This is a genomic window from Knoellia locipacati, from assembly GCF_007992835.1.
Classification (GTDB): Bacteria; Actinomycetota; Actinomycetes; order Actinomycetales; family Dermatophilaceae; genus Knoellia; species Knoellia locipacati.
Window position 1 is genome coordinate 452,129 of record NZ_BKBA01000008.1, and the last position, 16,793, is coordinate 468,921.

The 16,793-nt window shown below is 69.9% G+C and carries 22 protein-coding genes; 18 read left to right on the forward strand and 4 right to left on the reverse strand.

Annotated features, from left to right (window positions below; translation table 11 throughout):
- From KLO01_RS10395 to KLO01_RS10435, 9 genes are all read left to right on the forward strand, one after another.
- Entirely contained in the window at positions 1 to 186 is a 186-nt protein-coding gene (locus KLO01_RS10395) for a type Z 30S ribosomal protein S14 (RefSeq protein WP_035902511.1), read from the forward strand.
- A 158-nt stretch (positions 187 to 344) separates the two neighbouring features.
- The gene (rpsH, locus tag KLO01_RS10400) at positions 345 to 743 is read left to right on the forward strand and encodes a 30S ribosomal protein S8 (protein WP_147064762.1); all 399 of its coding nucleotides are present in this window, start codon (positions 345 to 347) and stop codon (positions 741 to 743) included.
- 11 nt (positions 744 to 754) lie between these two features.
- Complete coding sequence (gene rplF, locus KLO01_RS10405) at positions 755 to 1,291, forward strand: 50S ribosomal protein L6 (RefSeq protein WP_147064764.1); 537 nt, start codon at positions 755 to 757, stop codon at positions 1,289 to 1,291.
- Between the two features lie 3 nt (positions 1,292 to 1,294).
- The gene (gene rplR, locus KLO01_RS10410) at positions 1,295 to 1,669 is read left to right on the forward strand and encodes a 50S ribosomal protein L18 (protein WP_275938376.1); all 375 of its coding nucleotides are present in this window, start codon (positions 1,295 to 1,297) and stop codon (positions 1,667 to 1,669) included.
- A gap of 43 nt (positions 1,670 to 1,712) precedes the next feature.
- Complete coding sequence (rpsE, locus tag KLO01_RS10415; protein WP_147064766.1) at positions 1,713 to 2,387, forward strand: 30S ribosomal protein S5; 675 nt, start codon at positions 1,713 to 1,715, stop codon at positions 2,385 to 2,387.
- Positions 2,387 to 2,569, forward strand: a complete 183-nt coding sequence (gene rpmD / locus KLO01_RS10420; protein WP_035931789.1) for a 50S ribosomal protein L30 — start codon at positions 2,387 to 2,389, stop codon at positions 2,567 to 2,569. The genes rpsE and rpmD overlap by 1 nt, the downstream gene beginning before the upstream one ends.
- 2 nt (positions 2,570 to 2,571) lie before the next feature.
- Positions 2,572 to 3,060, forward strand: a complete 489-nt coding sequence (rplO, locus tag KLO01_RS10425) for a 50S ribosomal protein L15 (RefSeq protein ID WP_147064768.1) — start codon at positions 2,572 to 2,574, stop codon at positions 3,058 to 3,060.
- Between the two features lie 185 nt (positions 3,061 to 3,245).
- Positions 3,246 to 4,562, forward strand: coding sequence for a preprotein translocase subunit SecY (gene secY, locus KLO01_RS10430; RefSeq protein WP_147064770.1), 1,317 nt, complete (start codon positions 3,246 to 3,248; stop codon positions 4,560 to 4,562).
- Complete coding sequence (locus KLO01_RS10435) at positions 4,562 to 5,137, forward strand: adenylate kinase (RefSeq protein WP_147064773.1); 576 nt, start codon at positions 4,562 to 4,564, stop codon at positions 5,135 to 5,137. The genes secY and KLO01_RS10435 overlap by 1 nt, the downstream gene beginning before the upstream one ends.
- Positions 5,138 to 5,295: 158 nt before the next feature.
- Here KLO01_RS10435 and KLO01_RS10440 read toward each other — a convergent pair whose 3' ends face one another.
- Complete coding sequence (locus KLO01_RS10440; protein ID WP_147064775.1) at positions 5,296 to 5,781, reverse strand: DinB family protein; 486 nt, start codon at positions 5,779 to 5,781, stop codon at positions 5,296 to 5,298.
- Between the two features lie 114 nt (positions 5,782 to 5,895).
- Between KLO01_RS10440 and KLO01_RS10445 the strand changes: the two genes are divergently transcribed.
- Positions 5,896 to 6,435 carry an NADPH-dependent FMN reductase gene (locus KLO01_RS10445; protein WP_147064777.1) on the forward strand — a complete coding sequence of 180 codons (540 nt, stop codon included), beginning with the start codon at positions 5,896 to 5,898 and terminating at the stop codon, positions 6,433 to 6,435.
- A gap of 67 nt (positions 6,436 to 6,502) precedes the next feature.
- On the forward strand, positions 6,503 to 7,351 hold the full coding sequence (map, locus tag KLO01_RS10450) for a type I methionyl aminopeptidase (RefSeq protein WP_147064779.1): 849 nt from the start codon (positions 6,503 to 6,505) through the stop codon (positions 7,349 to 7,351).
- Positions 7,352 to 7,360: 9 nt separating this feature from the next.
- On the opposite strand, the gene KLO01_RS10455 is transcribed toward map, so the two are convergent.
- Both KLO01_RS10455 and KLO01_RS10460 read right to left on the reverse strand, forming a co-directional pair.
- Positions 7,361 to 7,930 (reverse strand): dihydrofolate reductase family protein, encoded by a 570-nt coding sequence (locus KLO01_RS10455; RefSeq protein WP_147064781.1) that lies wholly within the window; start codon positions 7,928 to 7,930, stop codon positions 7,361 to 7,363.
- Positions 7,930 to 8,571 (reverse strand): dihydrofolate reductase family protein, encoded by a 642-nt coding sequence (locus KLO01_RS10460; RefSeq protein ID WP_147064783.1) that lies wholly within the window; start codon positions 8,569 to 8,571, stop codon positions 7,930 to 7,932. The genes KLO01_RS10455 and KLO01_RS10460 overlap by 1 nt, the downstream gene beginning before the upstream one ends.
- A gap of 212 nt (positions 8,572 to 8,783) precedes the next feature.
- On the opposite strand from KLO01_RS10460, the gene KLO01_RS10465 reads away from it, so the two are divergent.
- From KLO01_RS10465 to meaB, 3 genes are all read left to right on the forward strand, one after another.
- Complete coding sequence (locus KLO01_RS10465) at positions 8,784 to 10,499, forward strand: methylmalonyl-CoA mutase subunit beta (protein ID WP_147064785.1); 1,716 nt, start codon at positions 8,784 to 8,786, stop codon at positions 10,497 to 10,499.
- A 79-nt stretch (positions 10,500 to 10,578) separates the two neighbouring features.
- Positions 10,579 to 12,783, forward strand: coding sequence for a methylmalonyl-CoA mutase (scpA, locus tag KLO01_RS10470; protein ID WP_147064787.1), 2,205 nt, complete (start codon positions 10,579 to 10,581; stop codon positions 12,781 to 12,783).
- Positions 12,780 to 13,757 (forward strand): methylmalonyl Co-A mutase-associated GTPase MeaB, encoded by a 978-nt coding sequence (gene meaB, locus KLO01_RS10475; RefSeq protein ID WP_147064789.1) that lies wholly within the window; start codon positions 12,780 to 12,782, stop codon positions 13,755 to 13,757. The genes scpA and meaB overlap by 4 nt, the downstream gene beginning before the upstream one ends.
- 78 nt (positions 13,758 to 13,835) lie before the next feature.
- Here meaB and KLO01_RS10480 read toward each other — a convergent pair whose 3' ends face one another.
- Positions 13,836 to 15,083: a CPBP family intramembrane glutamic endopeptidase gene (locus KLO01_RS10480; protein WP_147064791.1), complete on the reverse strand. Its 1,248-nt coding sequence runs from the start codon at positions 15,081 to 15,083 to the stop codon at positions 13,836 to 13,838.
- 224 nt (positions 15,084 to 15,307) lie between these two features.
- Between KLO01_RS10480 and infA the strand changes: the two genes are divergently transcribed.
- The 4 genes from infA (at position 15,308) to rpsK (ending at position 16,763) form a co-directional block, all read left to right on the forward strand.
- Positions 15,308 to 15,529, forward strand: a complete 222-nt coding sequence (gene infA, locus KLO01_RS10485; RefSeq protein WP_006946284.1) for a translation initiation factor IF-1 — start codon at positions 15,308 to 15,310, stop codon at positions 15,527 to 15,529.
- 103 nt (positions 15,530 to 15,632) lie between these two features.
- Entirely contained in the window at positions 15,633 to 15,746 is a 114-nt protein-coding gene (gene rpmJ / locus KLO01_RS10490) for a 50S ribosomal protein L36 (RefSeq protein WP_009775928.1), read from the forward strand.
- 235 nt (positions 15,747 to 15,981) lie between these two features.
- Positions 15,982 to 16,359: a 30S ribosomal protein S13 gene (gene rpsM, locus KLO01_RS10495; protein WP_147064793.1), complete on the forward strand. Its 378-nt coding sequence runs from the start codon at positions 15,982 to 15,984 to the stop codon at positions 16,357 to 16,359.
- Positions 16,359 to 16,763, forward strand: a complete 405-nt coding sequence (gene rpsK, locus KLO01_RS10500) for a 30S ribosomal protein S11 (RefSeq protein ID WP_147064796.1) — start codon at positions 16,359 to 16,361, stop codon at positions 16,761 to 16,763. The genes rpsM and rpsK overlap by 1 nt, the downstream gene beginning before the upstream one ends.
- The last annotated feature ends 30 nt before the right edge of the window (positions 16,764 to 16,793 follow it).

Consider the following 16,793-nt stretch of genomic DNA (forward strand, 5'->3'; position numbering starts at 1 on the left):
ATGGCCAAGACCGCTCTTGTCAACAAGGCGAACAAGAAGCCGAAGTTCAAGGTGCGCGGCTACACGCGCTGCCAGCGCTGCGGCCGTCCCCACTCGGTCTACCGCAAGTTCGGCCTGTGCCGGATCTGCCTCCGGGAGATGGCCCACCGTGGCGAGCTTCCCGGTGTGACCAAGTCTTCCTGGTGACCCAGTTCCAGAACTGAACCGAGGTATGCCGCGGGGCCCTGTCCCGCTGCGATCCTCCCCCGCCGCAGCACGCGGCCTACCCCAAGACCATCTACATCGAAGGTCAGCCGGAGCAACAGCCCCGGATGAAACCACGGTGAGAAGGGCGGAGAAGCCCAATGACAATGACTGACCCGATTGCGGACATGCTGACCCGCGTCCGGAACGCCAACTCGGCGCACAAGGACACGGTTGCCATGCCGTTCAGCAAGCTCAAGTCGCACATCGCGGAGATCCTCGAGGCCGAGGGTTACATCGCCGGCTGGACCGTCGAGGACGCCGAGGTCGGCAAGACCTTGACGATCAACCTCAAGTACGGCCCCAACCGCGAGCGTTCCATCGCGGGTGTGCGCCGCGTGTCCAAGCCCGGACTGCGCGTCTACGCCAAGTCCACCAACCTGCCCAAGGTCCTCGGTGGTCTCGGTGTTGCCATCATCTCGACGTCGTCCGGTCTGCTCACTGACCGGCAGGCCGCTAGCAAGGGTGTGGGTGGGGAAGTCCTCGCCTACATCTGGTAAGGGGATCTGACATGTCGCGCATCGGACGTCTTCCGGTTGCCATCCCCTCCGGTGTCGAGATCAACGTCGAGGGCCAGACCGTCAAGGTCAAGGGTCCCAAGGGCGAGCTCGCACACACGGTGGCTCAGCCCATCACGGTTGAGAAAAGCGATGGCGAGGTCCAGGTGTCTCGGCCGAACGACGAGCGCGAGTCGCGCTCGCTGCACGGCCTGACCCGCTCGCTCATCAACAACATGGTTCTCGGTGTCACCGAGGGCTACGTCAAGAAGCTCGAGATCCACGGCACCGGTTACCGCGTGCAGAACAAGGGCGGTTCGCTCGAGTTCGCACTCGGCTACTCGCACTCGATCACGGTCGAGCCGCCGCAAGGCATCACCTTCACCGTCGAGAACCCCACCCGGTTCCAGGTCGAGGGCATCGACAAGCAGCTCGTCGGTGAGGTTGCCGCCAACATTCGCAAGCTCCGCAAGCCCGACCCGTACAAGGGCAAGGGCGTGCGCTACGCCGGCGAGCACATCCGCCGCAAGGTCGGAAAGGCTGGTAAGTAAGCCATGGCAATGATCATCAAGCGCGCCAAGGGCAAGGTCGCCGCACGCGGCCGTCGCCACATCCGTCTCCGCAAGCACGTCGCGGGCACGGCGGCTCGTCCCCGTCTCGTCGTCTCGCGCTCCTCGCGTCACGTCTTCGTCCAGGTCGTCGACGACACCGTGGGCAAGACCGTCGCGTCGGCGTCGACCATGGAGGCCGACGTCCGCTCGTTCGAGGGCGACAAGACCGCCAAGGCCAAGAAGGTCGGCGAGCTCGTCGCCGAGCGCGCCAAGGCAGCCGGTGTCGAGGCAGTCGTCTTCGACCGTGGTGGCAACAAGTACCACGGTCGCGTCGCGGCCATCGCCGACGGCGCCCGCGAGGGTGGGCTGTCGCTGTGACCCACATGCTTTCCCAGACCAGTGTTGAAATGAGGAACATCTGATGCCAGGACCCCAGCGTCGAGGCACCGGTCCCGCTTCTGCCGGCGGCGACAACCGCAGCGACAACCGTGGCGGCGACCGTCGCGGTGGCCGTGGCGACGACCGTCGCGGCGGTGGCCGCGAAGCCGAGAAGAGCCAGTATCTCGAGCGCGTCGTGACCATCAACCGTGTCTCCAAGGTCGTCAAGGGTGGTCGTCGCTTCAGCTTCACCGCTCTCGTCGTCGTCGGCGACGGTGACGGCACCGTGGGCGTCGGCTACGGCAAGGCCAAGGAAGTTCCCGCCGCGATCGCCAAGGGTGTCGAGGAGGCCAAGAAGGAGTTCTTCAAGGTCCCGCGCATCCAGGGCACCATCCCGCACCCCGTGCAGGGTGAGGCCGCAGCCGGTGTCGTCATGCTCCGTCCCGCCAGCCCCGGTACCGGTGTCATCGCCGGTGGCCCGGTGCGTGCGGTGCTCGAGTGTGCAGGCGTCCACGACGTGCTCTCGAAGAGCCTCGGTTCGTCCAACGCGATCAACATCGTCCACGCGACCGTTCAGGCTCTCAAGGAGCTCGAGCGTCCGGAGTCCGTGGCTGCCCGCCGCGGTCTGCCGGTGGACCAGGTTGCCCCCGCTGCGATGCTGCGTGCCCAGGCCGCCGGCATCGCCGAGGCCCGTGACGCAGCCAAGGCTGGTGCGTGATGGCTCGACTCAAGGTGACCCAGACCCGTTCGGAGATCGGCGGCAAGCAGAACCAGCGCGACACGCTGCGCAGCCTCGGTCTCAAGCGCATTGGCGACGTCGTCGTCAAGGAGGACCGTCCCGAGATCCGCGGGATGGTCAAGACGGTGACGCACCTCGTTGCCGTCGAGGAGGTTGAGTGATCATGGCTGATTCCAAGTCACAGCAGGCCAAGACCGAGGGCACCGCTCTCAAGGTCCACCACCTGCGTCCGGCCCCCGGCGCCAAGACCGCCAGGACCCGTGTCGGTCGTGGTGAGGGCTCCAAGGGCAAGACCGCCGGTCGCGGTACCAAGGGCTCCAAGGCCCGCTACCAGGTTCCGGAGCGCTTCGAGGGTGGCTCGACCCCCCTCCACATGCGTCTGCCGAAGCTGCGCGGCTTCAAGAACCCGTTCAAGACCGAGTACCAGGTCGTCAACCTCGACCGCCTCTCGGCTCTCTACCCCGACGGTGGCGACGTGACGGTCGAGGACCTCGTGTCCAAGGGCGCCGTCCGCGGCGGCCAGCTCGTCAAGGTGCTCGGCACCGGCGAGATCTCGGTGGCCGTCAACGTCACCGCCGACAAGTTCTCGGCGTCCGCCAAGGAGAAGATCGAGGCCGCTGGCGGCTCGACCAACCTGGGCGCGTCTGCCTGAAGCTGAACCGCATGGTTCGTGTGCCGCAGGGCGTGGTTCCGGAGGCTGACTTCGGAACTCGCCTTGCGGCATACGTCGTTTGACCCCCTGTACGGACCGGCGTCGCTGACTGCTGCTCGGGCCGGGGTATCTTTGTTCGTCGATTGCCACACTGATGCGGCTACAGCCGCCCACCTGGAGGACCTGTGCTCACCGCCTTCGGCCGCGCGTTCAAGACGCCCGACCTGCGCAGGAAGATCCTGTTCACCCTCGCGATCATCGCGGTCTACCGGCTCGGCGCCCACGTGCCGACGCCCGGAGTGAGCTACTCGCTCATCCAGGCCTGCCAAAAGGGTGCAGGCGACGCCAACGACCTCCTGGGTCTCGCGAACCTGTTCAGCGGTGGAGCCCTGCTCCAGCTGTCCATCTTCGCGCTCGGGATCATGCCCTACATCACCGCGAGCATCATCATCCAGCTGCTCACGGTGGTCATCCCGAAGTTCGAGGCCCTCAAGAAGGAGGGTCAGGCCGGGCAGTCGAAGATGACGCAGTACACGCGCTACCTCACGATCGCGCTGGCCGTCCTCCAGTCGGCCACGTTCATCACCTTCGCGCAGAACCCCTCGCAGCTGTTTGCGAACCCGGCGTGCACCAACATCCTCACGGACGACTCGATCGTCACGATCCTCATCATGGTGCTCACGATGACGGCCGGCACCGGCCTCGTCATGTGGCTTGGTGAGCTCGTCACCGACAAGGGTGTCGGCAACGGCATGTCGATCCTCATCTTCACGTCCATCGCCGCGACCTTCCCGGGCGCCCTGTGGGCCATCCAGCAGAAGGAGGGTCGCTGGGACATCTTCCTGGGGATCATCCTCATGGGGTTCGTCATCATCGCGCTCGTCGTCTACGTCGAGCAGAGCCAGCGCCGCATCCCGGTGCAGTACGCCAAGCGCATGGTCGGCCGTCGTGTCTACGGCGGCACGTCGACCTACATCCCGCTCAAGGTCAACATGGCCGGTGTCATCCCGGTGATCTTCGCGAGCTCGCTGCTCGCGCTGCCGACGCTGCTCGCGCAGTTCAACCGCAAGGCCGACGGCTCGAGCGCCGGCTGGGTCCAGTGGATCGACGCGAACTTCGCCGGTGGCGACACCTGGGAGTACGCGCTGACCTACATCGCGCTCATCCTCTTCTTCACGTTCTTCTACGTGTCGATCACGTTCAACCCCACCGAAGTCGCCGACAACATGAAGAAGTACGGCGGCTTCATCCCGGGTATCCGTGCCGGGCGACCCACGGCGGAGTACCTGCAGTACGTCCTCACCCGCATCACCGTCCCGGGTGCGATCTACCTCGCGCTGATCTCGATCATCCCGCTCATCGCCCTCGTGCTCGTCGGCGCCAACCAGAACTTCCCGTTCGGTGGCACCTCGATCCTCATCATCGTGGGCGTCGGTCTCGAGACCGTGAAGCAGATCGAGTCCCAGCTGCAGCAGCGTCACTACGAAGGGTTCCTCAAGTAATGACTTCTCAGGGCAGGCGCCTCATCATCCTCGGGCCTCCCGGAGCCGGCAAGGGCACGCAGGCCGCCCGCATCGCCGAGCACTTCGGGATCCCGGCGATCTCCACCGGAGACATCTTCCGGGCCAACATCAAGAACGGCACCGAGCTGGGCAAGCAGGTCCAGGAGATCACCGCCTCGGGCGGCTACGTCTCCGACGACATCACCAACGCGATCGTCGAGGACCGGCTCAACGAGGACGACGCCCGTGAGGGCTTCCTCCTCGACGGCTACCCCCGCACCACGGGTCAGGTCACCGCGCTCGACTGGATGCTCGGCAAGCACGACCACGGACTCGACAAGGTCCTCGCGCTCACCGTCGACGAGGACGCCGTGGTCTCCCGGCTCCTCAAGCGGGCCGAGACCGAGGGCCGCGCCGACGACACCGAGGACGTCATCCGCGAGCGTCAGGCGATCTACCGCCGCGAGACGGCCCCGCTCGTCGAGGTCTACGCCGAGCGTGGCCTCCTCGTCGAGGTCGACGGCCTCGGCGCGATGGACGAGGTCACCGAGCGGATCATCACCGCTCTGAGCTGAGCGCCGCGCACCCGTGCGCACCGCGTGAGATGGCCCCGACACCTCGTTGTCGGGGCCATCTCGCGTCCTCGGGGCGACCTGTGGCCCCGACGTCGCAGGATCCCGGCGACAACCGCGGGGGAGGAGCGCGCTCGGACGACCGCGGCGTGGCCGGGTCGTCAGAGGACGATGTACTGGCGCCCGTCGAGGAGCTCGCGCACCACGTCGAGCTGACCGGCGTGCGTCGCCGTCTCGACGACGACGTGCTGGACGACACTGCGGACGTCGGCGAAGCGCTCGGGCGGCCACTCCGGCTCGCGCCGCAGCGGTGCCGCCTCGAGCGAGACCCCGGCCAGGATCCGGTCGGACGCGGCGATGGCCGACCGGTAGGCCGCGACGACGTCCTGCGCCGACTCGTCGGCCCCCACGCGCCAGTCGCCGCGCTCGCCCTCGGGCCACCAGTCGAGTGGGCCGCCGGCGACGACGACCTCGAACCAGTAGCGCTCGTCCGAGAGCGTGAGGTGCCGGACCAGGCCCAGGCAGGTCCAGCCGGAGGGGAGGACGGGGCGCCGCAGGGCCTCGTCGTCGAGCCCTTCGAGCTGGTCGAGCACGTGGCGTCGGGCGCCGTCGAGGGCGCGCAGCAGGGTGGGGTCTTGGGCAGGCACGTCCCGAGCCTAGGTCGGGGAGGACGAGCCGGCCCGGACGAACCGGCGGCCGGAATCGGGAATGGGCGCACGGCATACCCTGTTCGTTGAACTGTGAACAATCTCAGCATCATCGTGTCCAGTACCCGCCCCGGCCGCATCGGCGACAAGGTCACCTCCTGGGTGAGCCAGCAGGCCGACCCCGAGCAGTGGCAGGTCACCGTCCTCGACCTCGCCGAGATCGACCTGCCGTTCTTCGACGAGGAGGACATGCCCAAGAACGGCAACTACGCCAAGCCGCACACGCAGGCGTGGGCCAGCGCGATCTTCGAGTCCGACGCCATCGTCGTCGTGACCCCGCAGTACAACCGCAGCTTCCCCGCGCCGATCAAGAACGCCGTCGACTACCTCTTCGCCGAGTGGGACAGCAAGCCGATCGGCATCGTCGGCTACGGCTGGACCGGTGCCGCCGACGCCCGCGCCGACCTCGCCAAGGTCCTCACCCACGTCCACGCCGACGTCGTGGGCGACCTCGGGCTGAGCTTCCCCGAGCAGCTCACCGTCGACGGCTCCGTCGTGGACGCCGGCGCGGAGGCGACCGGAGAGCTCACCGCGATGCTCGAGGCGCTCGCCGCCAAGGTCGGCGACCTCGCCGAGGCTCCCGCCGGCTCCTGACTCCCACCGACGCCTCCCGCTCCCCACGATTCGGGAGAGCGGGAGGCGTCGCCGTAGGCTGCCGTGCATGGGACTGTTCGGACGTGAGCGCATCGAGGCCAAGACCCACGAGCAGGTGGTGCTCATGCGCGCCGCCGGCCTCCTCGTCGGGCAGACCCTCGACCTCATGCGCTCGTCGGTGCGGCCCGGCATGACGACCAAGGAGCTCGACGCGCTCGCCGAGGCGCACATCCGCGACGGTGGCGGGACCCCGAGCTTCCTGGGCTACCACGGCTTCACCGGCACCCTCTGCACCTCGGTCAACGACGAGGTCGTCCACGGCATCCCGGGGTCGCGCGTGCTCGAGGAGGGCGACCTGCTCTCGATCGACTGCGGCGCGATCGTCGAGGGCTGGCACGGCGACGCGGCGATCTCCGTCATCGTCGGCGGTCGCGAGGCCGGGCGCCCCGAGGACCTCGAGCTCATCGACGACACCGAGGCCTCGATGTGGGCCGGGATCGCCGCCCTGGCGGTCGGCACGAGCCTGTATGCCGTGGGCGCGGCCGTCGAGGACAGCCTCACCCAGGCGGGGGAGCGGCGTGGACGTGAGTACGGCATCGTCGAGGACTACGTCGGTCACGGCATCGGCACCTCGATGCACATGGACCCGCAGGTGCCGAACTACCGCGTGAGTGGCAAGGGCCCGATCGTCGTCGACGCGACGACCGTGGCGATCGAGCCGATGGTCACGCTCGGCGACGAGGCCAACCGCGTCCTCGAGGACGACTGGACGGTCGTCACCAACGACGGCTCCCGTGCCAGCCACTGGGAGAACACCGTGGCCGCGACGTCGCGGGGGCTGTGGGTCCTCACCGCCGTCGACGGCGGCGAGGCGAAGCTGCGCGAGCTCGGCGCGACGTACGCCCCGCTCGCCTGACCGAACCCCTCACGTGCGCGCCACGTCGTAGACGAGCGCGACCGCGCCGGTGCCGAAGGTCCGCTGCTCGCGCAGCGCCAGCCCCGTCGTGACACCGGTGGGCAGCCACGGCAGCCCGCCGCCGGCGACGTGCGGCACGACGTAGGCGGTGACCTCGTCGACGAGCCCGGCCCTCAGTGCGTGTGCGGCGAGGGTCGGGCCGCCGATGCTCACGTCGGTGGGGCTGTCCCGGACCAGCGCGGCGAGGCGGTCGAGGTCGAGCGTCGGCCACAGCTGCGTGCGCGGCTCGGTCGGCGGGTCGAGGGTGGTGGAGACGACGACCTTGTCGGCCGCCCTCCACATCGCGGCGAAGTCGTGGTGCTCGGGAGCCGCGCCCGGCTCGTCGTCCGCGGGGGAGTCCTGCCACCAGCGCATGGTCTCCCACATGCCACGCCCGTAGACGAGGGTCCGGACGTCGCGCTCCTGGTCGTTGACGAAGCCGTGGAGCTCGTCGTCGGGGGTGGCCCAGTCGAACGAGCCGGACGCGTCACGCGCGTAGCCGTCGAGGGAGACGAGCATCCCGTAGCGCAGGCGTCCCATCAGTCGGCCCGGCGCGTGAAGGTCAGGTGGGTCACGCCGGAGGCGGGGGAGGAGACGGACTCGACGTCGAACTGCGACTCCACCCCCTCGAGGCCCTCCCACAGCGACTCCCCGCGCCCGAGCACGATCGGCACGACGACGACGTGCAGGACGTCGACGAGACCGGCACGCACGAACTGGCGCACCGTCGTGGCGCCGCCACCGATCCGCACGTCCTTGCCGCCGGCGGCCTCCTTCGCGCGCGCCACCGCCTCCTCGGGTGAGGCGTCGATGAAGTGGAACGTCGTGCCGCCCTCCATCTCGAGCGTCTCGTGCGGGTGGTGGGTCAGCACGAAGACGGGGGTGTGGAACGGCGGGTTCGGACCCCACCAGCCCTGCCAGTCCGGGTCGGTCCACTCGCCGGGGTAGGGCCAGAACTTGCGCCGACCCATGATCTCGGCGCCGACCGAGCCGTCCCAGCCGATGGCGCCCATGGCGGCGTCGACGCCGGTCGACACTCGCTCGCCACCCGGCTCGTCCTTGAACACCCAGTGGTGCAGACGGTGGCCGGCGTGACCGAACGGCTCCTCCAGGGTCTGGGTCTCGCCCGTGGCGAAGCCGTCGAGCGAGATGCTGAACTGGGTCACGAGGACGCGTGACATGGGTGCTCCTGGGTCGTCTCGAGCGGCTGCCAGGTGCAGCCGCCACCGGCCTCCATGCTGGTGGACCATGGCAAAGTGCGCCAGCCGTTCGGGCGCTCTTGTGTGCGCAAACTCTCGTCTGGCGCACGAGGGCCCGCCGGTAGGGTGACGAGAGGTCCGCAGACCTCCCGATGCAGGTGCGGACCGCACGGACAAGCCAAGAGGAGCGGTGGATGACGGTGGCCCCGAAGCGGCCCGCGGCGATGACGCTGGCGGCACACTTCCCGGAGCGCACGCAGGCGCAGTGGCGAGACCTCGCCGCGGCCGTGGTCAACAAGGGGCGTCCGGAGGGGCAGCACCTCGGTGCCGACGAGGCCGTCGCGTCGATGCGCAGCCACCTCGCCGGTGGGATCGAGGTCGAGCCGCTCTACACCCGGCCTGCCGACCCTGCCCCGCTCGGGGTCCCCGGTGCCATGCCGTTCACCCGCGGCCGGGCGCTACGCGACGCCGATGTCCCGTGGGACGTCCGGCAGGTCCACGACGACCCGGATGCCGCCGCCACGCGCAAGGCCGTCCTCGCCGACCTCGAGAACGGCGTCACCTCCGTCTGGCTCCACGTCGGCACCGACGGGCTCGCCCCCGGTGACGTCGCCGAGGCGCTCGCGGACGTCCGCCTCGACCTCGCACCGGTCGTCGTCTCGTCGTGGGACGAGCAGGCCGCTGCCGCGGAGGCGCTGTATGCCGTCCTCTCCGGTTCGCGTGCCAGCTCCGGCAACCTGGGCCACGACCCGCTCGGTGCCGCGGCACGGACCGGAGCGACCGCCGACCTCTCGCCGCTCGCCGACGCGGTGGCGCGACTGCACGACCACGGGGAGGTGCGGGCGATCACCGTCGACACCCGCGCTCACGCGGACGCCGGGGCCACCGTGCCCGACGAGGTCGCGTTCGCGCTCGCGACGGGCGTCGCCTACCTGCGCCACCTCGAGTCCGAGGGCGTCGACGTCGTCGAGGCGTTCCGGCACATCGAGTTCCGGGTGAGCGCGAGCGCCGACCAGTTCCTCACCGCCGCCGCCCTGCGCGCCCTGCGCCGGGCCTGGGCCCGCATCGGCGAGACGCTCGACGTCCCCGAGCGCTCGCGGGGTGCGTTCACGCACGCCGTGACCTCCGGTCGCATGTTCACCCGGGACGACGCCTGGACCAACATCCTGCGCAGCACGCTCGCGACCTTCGGCGCGAGCCTCGGCGGCGCCGACGCGATCACGGTCCTGCCGTTCGACACGGTGTCCGGGCTGTCGACGCCGTTCTCGCGCCGCGTCGCGCGCAACACCCAGATCCTGCTCGCCGAGGAGTCCAACGTCGCCCGGGTGACCGACCCCGCCGGCGGGGCATGGGCCGTCGAGGCCCTCACCGACGAGGTGGCGACCGCCGCCTGGTCGGTGTTCCAGGAGATCGAACGGGCCGGTGGGATGGCCGAGGCCCTCGCGAACGGTGCTGTCGCACAGCGCATCTCAGCCGGACGGGCCGAGCGCGACGCCGCACTCGCCACGCGGGCCCAGCCGATCACCGGCGTGAGCACCTTCCCGCTCGCCGGCGAGAAGCCGCTCGAGCGCGCACCACGCCGAGAGCTCCCCGTCCAGGCGAGCGCCCTTGTGCCACAGCGCGACTCGGCCGTCTTCGAGGCGCTCCGGGACCGCTCCACGGCATACGCGACCGAGCACGGACACGCGCCGCGCGTCGCCGTGGCGACCCTCGACGTCCCCCGCGCCGCCGACCGCCGGATCGACGCGGTGAACCTCCTCACCGTGGCGGGCATCTCCGCCGTCGAGGCCGACGCGGAGTCCGACGCCGTCCTCGCCACCACCGACACGGGCTACGCGGGCGTCGCCAAGGACATGGACGTGGTCGCCTTCCTCTCCGCCCTCCTCGACGAGACGGGAGCCCCCGCATGAGCACCCCACGAAGTTCCTCCCACGCAGAGCGTGGGACCCGCGCCGCTTCGCTCCCCCAGATACTTCGCGAGGACCCCGCATGAGCACCATCCCCGACTTCAGCCAGGTCGACCTCGGTGACGGCCGCCCGGCCGCCGGCGCCGAGCCGCCGGACCTGCACGCCGGCAGCCAGACGTGGACCACGCCCGAGCAGATCGAGGTGCTGCCGCTCTACACGGAGGCCGACCTCGAGGGCCTCGACTTCCTCGAGACGATCCCCGGCGCCCCGCCGTTCCTGCGCGGCCCGTACCCGACGATGTACGTCAACCAACCGTGGACGATCCGCCAGTACGCCGGGTTCTCGACGGCCGAGGAGTCCAACGCGTTCTACCGGCGCAACCTCGCCGCGGGGCAGAAGGGGCTGAGCGTCGCCTTCGACCTTGCCACCCACCGCGGCTACGACAGCGACCACCCGCGCGTCGAGGGCGACGTCGGCATGGCGGGTGTCGCGATCGACTCCATCTACGACATGCGCACGCTCTTCGACGGCATCCCGCTCGACCAGATGTCGGTGTCCATGACGATGAACGGCGCGGTCATCCCGATCCTCGCGCTCTTCGTCGTCGCGGCCGAGGAACAGGGCGTCGCGCCGGAGCTGCTCTCGGGGACCATCCAGAACGACATCCTCAAGGAGTTCATGGTCCGCAACACCTACATCTACCCGCCCGAGCCGTCGATGCGGATCATCAGCGACATCTTCGCGTTCACCTCTTCGACAATGCCGCGGTTCAACTCGATCTCGATCTCGGGCTACCACATGCAGGAGGCCGGGGCGACGCAGGACCTCGAGCTCGCCTACACGCTCGCCGACGGGGTCGAGTACCTCCGCGCGGGCAAGGCCGTCGGGCTCGACGTCGACCGGTTCGCGCCGCGGCTGTCGTTCTTCTGGGCCATCGGCATGAACTTCTTCATGGAGGTCGCCAAGATGCGGGCCGCCCGCCTGCTCTGGGCGCGGCTCGTCGAGCAGCAGGGCGCCAAGAACCCCAAGTCGCTCAGCCTGCGCACCCACTGCCAGACCAGCGGCTGGTCGCTCACTGCGCAGGACGTCTTCAACAACGTCGTGCGCACCTGCATCGAGGCGATGGCGGCGACGCAGGGCCACACGCAGAGCCTGCACACCAACGCCCTCGACGAGGCGATCGCGCTGCCGACCGACTTCAGCGCCCGCATTGCGCGCAACACCCAGCTCGTCATCCAGCAGGAGTCGGGCACGACCCGGACCATCGACCCGTGGGCCGGCTCGGCCTACGTCGAGCGCCTCACCCACGACATCGCCGAGCGGGCCTGGGCCCACATCGAGGAGGTCGAGGCGGCGGGCGGCATGGCCAAGGCCATCGAGGCGGGCATCCCCAAGATGCGCATCGAGGAGGCGGCCGCCCGCACCCAGGCGCGCATCGACTCCGGCCAGCAGCCCGTCATCGGCGTCAACCGCTACGTCCCCGACGTCGACGAGCCCATCGAGGTGCTCAAGGTCGACAACGCCGCCGTGCGGGCCAGCCAGATCGCCAAGCTCGAGCGGCTGCGCGCCGAGCGCGACGACGACGAGTGCCGCGAGGCCCTCGCCCGGCTCACGGCGGCGGCCAAGGGTGGCTCCGACGGCTCGCTCGACACCAACCTGCTCGCGCTCGCCATCGACGCCGCCCGGGCCAAGGCGACCGTCGGTGAGATGTCGCAGGCGATGGAGGAGGCGTTCGGGCGCTACACCGCGCAGATCCGTACGATCGGCGGTGTGTACTCCGACGAGGCCGGCTCCGACGCCAACGTGCGCAAGGCGCAGGACCTCGTCGAGGAGTTCGAGGAGGCCGAGGGCCGTCGACCCCGCATCCTCGTCGCCAAGATGGGCCAGGACGGTCACGACCGCGGCCAGAAGGTCATCGCCACCGCGTTCGCCGACCTCGGCTTCGACGTCGACGTGGGCCCGCTGTTCCAGACGCCGACCGAGGTCGCGCGCCAGGCCGTCGAGTCCGACGTGCACGTCGTCGGCGTCTCCTCGCTCGCCGCGGGTCACCTCACCCTCGTGCCGGCCTTGCGCAGGGAGCTCGACGCGCTCGGTCGCGACGACCTCATGATCGTCGTCGGCGGCGTCATCCCGACGCAGGACTTCGACGACCTGCGGGCCGCCGGAGCCGACGCGATCTATCCCCCCGGCACCGTCATCGCGACCGCGGCCATCTCCCTCATCGGGGACCTGCGCGCGCGGCTGCACGCCAGTGGGGCCCCCGCCGACGCCACGGGTGGCGCGTGACCGACGAGCTGTTCGACGGCCTCCGCGCGGGTGACCGTGCCGCGATCGCGCGCGCGATCACGCTCGTGGAGTCCTCGCGACCCGACCACCGCGAGCGGGCGGCCGCCCTGCTCACCGAGCTCACGGCATACACCGGTTCGGCCGTGCGGGTGGGGATCTCAGGCGTGCCCGGGGCCGGGAAGTCGACCTTCATCAACTCGATGGGCCTGCGGCTCATCGAGGCCGGGCACCGGGTCGCCGTCGTCGCGGTCGACCCCAGCTCGCGGCGCACCGGCGGGTCGATCCTCGGTGACCGCACCCGGATGGGCGACCTCAGCGCGAGCGACTCGGCGTTCGTGCGGCCGAGCCCCAGCGGACGCCACCTCGGGGGAGTGGCCCGTGCCACCCGCGAGTCGATGCTCGTCCTCGAGGCCGCGGGCCACGACGTCGTCATCGTCGAGACCGTCGGTGTCGGGCAGAACGAGATCGCCGTCTCCGAGATGGTGGACACGTTCCTGCTGCTCACCCTGGCGCGAGCCGGTGACCAGCTGCAGGGCATCAAGCGCGGCATCCTCGAGCTCGCCGACGTCATCGCGGTCAACAAGGCCGACGGCGACGGCGAGGTGCCGGCCCGCTCGGCGGCCAAGGACCTCACCGCCGCGATGCGGCTCATGCTCCCCGGCAAGGACGTCCGCCGGCCGCCGGTGCTCACCTGCTCGGCCCAGACGGGCGCGGGTCTCGACGAGGTGTGGGAGGCCGTGCTCGAGCACCGCGCGCACCTCGAGTCGGAGGGCTCGCTGGAGGCCCGGCGGGCCCGGCAGCAGCAGGACTGGATGTGGGCCCTGGTCGACGCCCACCTCGAGGACGCCGTCCGTTCGGCGCCCGCGGTGCGCGAGCATCGGGCGCGGATCGAGGCGGCGGTGCGCTCCGGCGAGCTCAGCGCCGTCGACGGCGCCGCGAAGATCCTCGACGCCTTTGGCCACTCCTCCAACTGATGGCCCCACGCCGAGGGGCGGGTGCCAGCGAGGCGCCCTCGGCCTGGGGCAATCAGTCGCGGAGGAGTCGGGGTCGGGTCAGCCGGTCGCGGGGGTGGCCCAGCCGGCCGGGGCGATGCCGCGTCGCCTCGCCAGTCGCAGCAGGACCGCCGTGACGACCACGGTGGCCACGACGTTCATCCCCGCCGACACGGGTGACCCCTGCGTGGAGCCGTCGACGTAGGACTCCTCGAGACCACCGAGCAGGATGCCGGTGACCATGATGAGGACGTTGTTGACGACGTGCAGCACGATGACCGCCTCGAGCCCTCCGGTGCGCCAGACGAGCCAGCAGCCGGCGGCCGCCAGCGACCCGAGCTCGATGACGACCCAGACGTCGGCCGACCCGTGGGCTGCGGCGAAGAACGCCGTCGACAGCACCGTGGTGACGACGAGCGCGACGACCGGTGAGTGGAACCACGCCCCCACGCCCTGCACGAGCCCGCCGCGGAAGGCGATCTCCTCGCCGGCCGCCTGCAGCGGAGTGGTGACGAGGGTGATGACGAGCAGCGCGACCCAGTGCTCGGGCCGGTCGAGCACATCCTGGTCGAAGACGAACCACGTCACCGCGAGGTAGGCCGCCCACAGCGGCGTCACGACGAGCAGGCACCACCCGAGCCAGCCCCACCGCAGCCGCCCGGTCACCGACAGCACCCGCCACGGGCTGCGGCGGAACCCCACCCACAGGCCGAGCAGCGTCGCCGGGACGAGCAGAGCGAGCACGAGGTTGAGCGAGACCGACGCCCACGGGTTGAGCGGGTTGCCCATCTCCTCCTCGGACTCGACGACGAGGAGGGCGGGCAGGGACACGACCAAGGCTCCGACCACCCACGTCCCTGCGGCGACGGCGAGCGCGACGAGCGGCCGCCACCAGCGGTGGCGCGGCCCGCGCATCTGCGAGACGTAGGTCCGCGGCTCCCGCTCGGACGCCTCGATCCTCGCGGCCTCGGCCGCGCGCTGCTCGCTGCGGAGCCGGTATGCCGCCCGCTCCCGCGCCTGCCCGACGAACAGCGCGGGCGGCTCGGTGGGGGAGACGAGGACCGGGACACCCGCGGCGTGTGCCTGCCACGCCGCCCGGCGCGCGCCCTCGGTCGCGAGGTCCTGCGGCCACGCCATGAGCCAGACCCCGTCGTAGCCCTCGAGGCTCTCCGCCCCGGGCTCGCCCGCGGTGAGGGGCTGCCACTCGAGGTCGGGGGCACCCTGCCTCGACAGGGCCCGGGCCTGGGCGAGCGACTGCTGGTCCTGGAGGTGGCCGGGGTTGCCCACGGCGGCGATGCGCACGGTCATGGGTGGAGTCTCCCCGAGCGGGCTGGACGCGGCATCGACCGGGCGTCTCGAACGGCATACGACCTTGGTCTGAGGGCCCCGGCGTCGATTTCGTGCTCAGCGCGGGCTCCCGTAGGATGGAGCGTCGGTCTCGTGTGCTCACGCATGCGCGACCACACTCCCATGGTTTCACTGGTGGCCCTCGTGCCGCACCCAGGGTGGGACCAGCAAAGGATTGAGAGGGTATGGCCAAGAAGGACGGCGTCATCGAGATCGAGGGCACCATCGTTGAGGCGCTCCCCAACGCGATGTTCCGCGTGGAGCTCACCAACGGGCACAAGGTGCTCGCGCACATCTCGGGCAAGATGCGTCAGCACTACATCCGGATCCTCCCCGAGGACCGCGTGGTGGTGGAGCTCAGCCCCTACGACCTGACCCGAGGCCGCATCGTCTTCCGCTACCGCTGACGGGCGCTCGCGTCCCAGCAGCAGCACGCTCCACCAGCACCACCCAGCACCACCGGGCGCGGCCACCGTCGCGTCAGGACGATCGACAAAGACAGCAGAGGCAATGAAGGTTCAGCCGAGCGTCAAGAAGATCTGTGACAAGTGCAAGGTGATCCGCCGCAACGGTCGGGTCATGGTCATCTGCGAGAACCCGCGCCACAAGCAGCGCCAGGGCTGACCAGATCACCAGCTCCGTCCTTGTGGACGCAGCACCTGCACGAGGCACGGCTTCGAGCACACGCACATTCATGATGAGAACGCAGCGCCCGACCCCCCTGACCGTCACCTGAAGAGGTGAGCAGGGGACGTCACCCTCGGCCCGGAGGCCGAGGACCGGGAACCACGACCGTGGAGCAAGCCCGGACCGGCGTTGCACCAGACCTCCGGAAACACAGAACAGGAACCATCACACGATGGCACGTCTCCAAGGAGTCGACCTCCCGCGCGAGAAGCGCGTCGAGATCGCACTGACCTACATCTTCGGTGTGGGCCGCTCCAGCTCGCAGAAGGCTCTCGCCGCCACCGGCGTCGACGCCAACACCCGCGTCAAGGACCTGACCGACGCCGACCTCGTCGCCCTGCGCGACTGGATCGACGAGAACCTCAAGGTCGAGGGTGACCTCCGCCGTGAGGTCCAGGCCGACATCCGCCGCAAGGTCGAGATCGGCTCGTACGAGGGTCGTCGTCACCGCTCGGGCCTGCCCGTTCGCGGTCAGCGGACCAAGACCAACGCGCGCACCCGCAAGGGTCCGAAGCGCACCGTCGCCGGCAAGAAGAAGGTTGGTAAGTAATGCCTCCCAAGGGCCGTTTGACCGGCGCCAAGAAGGTGCGCCGCAAGGAGAAGAAGAACATCGCCGTGGGCCAGGCCCACATCAAGTCGACGTTCAACAACACGATCATCTCGATCACCGACCCCACCGGTGCCGTCATCAGCTGGGCCTCGGCCGGCCAGGTCGGCTTCAAGGGCTCGCGCAAGTCCACCCCGTTCGCCGCGCAGACCGCCGCTGAGGCTGCTGCCCGTCGCGCCATGGACCACGGCATGCGCAAGGTCGACGTCTTCGTCAAGGGTCCCGGCTCCGGCCGCGAGACCGCGATCCGCTCGCTGACCGCTGCCGGTCTCGAGGTCGGTTCGATCCAGGACGTCACGCCCTCGCCGCACAACGGTGTCCGCCCGCCCAAGCGCCGCCGCGTCTGAGCGCCTGAGAAGACGGAAAAGAGAACTAGA

Bases quoted from the DNA above. Each gene is read 5' to 3' on its own strand.
- scpA (WP_147064787.1), top strand. From the start codon at position 10,579: ATGAGCACCATCCCCGACTTCAGCCAGGTCGACCTCGGTGACGGCCGC.
- rpmD (WP_035931789.1), top strand. From the start codon at position 2,387: ATGGCTCGACTCAAGGTGACCCAGACCCGTTCGGAGATCGGCGGCAAG.
- infA (WP_006946284.1), top strand. From the start codon at position 15,308: ATGGCCAAGAAGGACGGCGTCATCGAGATCGAGGGCACCATCGTTGAG.
- rpmJ (WP_009775928.1), top strand. From the start codon at position 15,633: ATGAAGGTTCAGCCGAGCGTCAAGAAGATCTGTGACAAGTGCAAGGTG.
- KLO01_RS10435 (WP_147064773.1), top strand. From the start codon at position 4,562: ATGACTTCTCAGGGCAGGCGCCTCATCATCCTCGGGCCTCCCGGAGCC.
- KLO01_RS10480 (WP_147064791.1), bottom strand. From the start codon at position 15,083: ATGACCGTGCGCATCGCCGCCGTGGGCAACCCCGGCCACCTCCAGGAC.
- KLO01_RS10455 (WP_147064781.1), bottom strand. From the start codon at position 7,930: ATGGGACGCCTGCGCTACGGGATGCTCGTCTCCCTCGACGGCTACGCG.
- rpsK (WP_147064796.1), top strand. From the start codon at position 16,359: ATGCCTCCCAAGGGCCGTTTGACCGGCGCCAAGAAGGTGCGCCGCAAG.
- KLO01_RS10460 (WP_147064783.1), bottom strand. From the start codon at position 8,571: ATGTCACGCGTCCTCGTGACCCAGTTCAGCATCTCGCTCGACGGCTTC.
- rplF (WP_147064764.1), top strand. From the start codon at position 755: ATGTCGCGCATCGGACGTCTTCCGGTTGCCATCCCCTCCGGTGTCGAG.
- KLO01_RS10465 (WP_147064785.1), top strand. From the start codon at position 8,784: ATGACGGTGGCCCCGAAGCGGCCCGCGGCGATGACGCTGGCGGCACAC.
- rpsM (WP_147064793.1), top strand. From the start codon at position 15,982: ATGGCACGTCTCCAAGGAGTCGACCTCCCGCGCGAGAAGCGCGTCGAG.
- rpsH (WP_147064762.1), top strand. From the start codon at position 345: ATGACAATGACTGACCCGATTGCGGACATGCTGACCCGCGTCCGGAAC.
- rplO (WP_147064768.1), top strand. From the start codon at position 2,572: ATGGCTGATTCCAAGTCACAGCAGGCCAAGACCGAGGGCACCGCTCTC.
- rplR (WP_275938376.1), top strand. From the start codon at position 1,295: ATGGCAATGATCATCAAGCGCGCCAAGGGCAAGGTCGCCGCACGCGGC.
- map (WP_147064779.1), top strand. From the start codon at position 6,503: ATGGGACTGTTCGGACGTGAGCGCATCGAGGCCAAGACCCACGAGCAG.
- rpsE (WP_147064766.1), top strand. From the start codon at position 1,713: ATGCCAGGACCCCAGCGTCGAGGCACCGGTCCCGCTTCTGCCGGCGGC.
- KLO01_RS10395 (WP_035902511.1), top strand. From the start codon at position 1: ATGGCCAAGACCGCTCTTGTCAACAAGGCGAACAAGAAGCCGAAGTTC.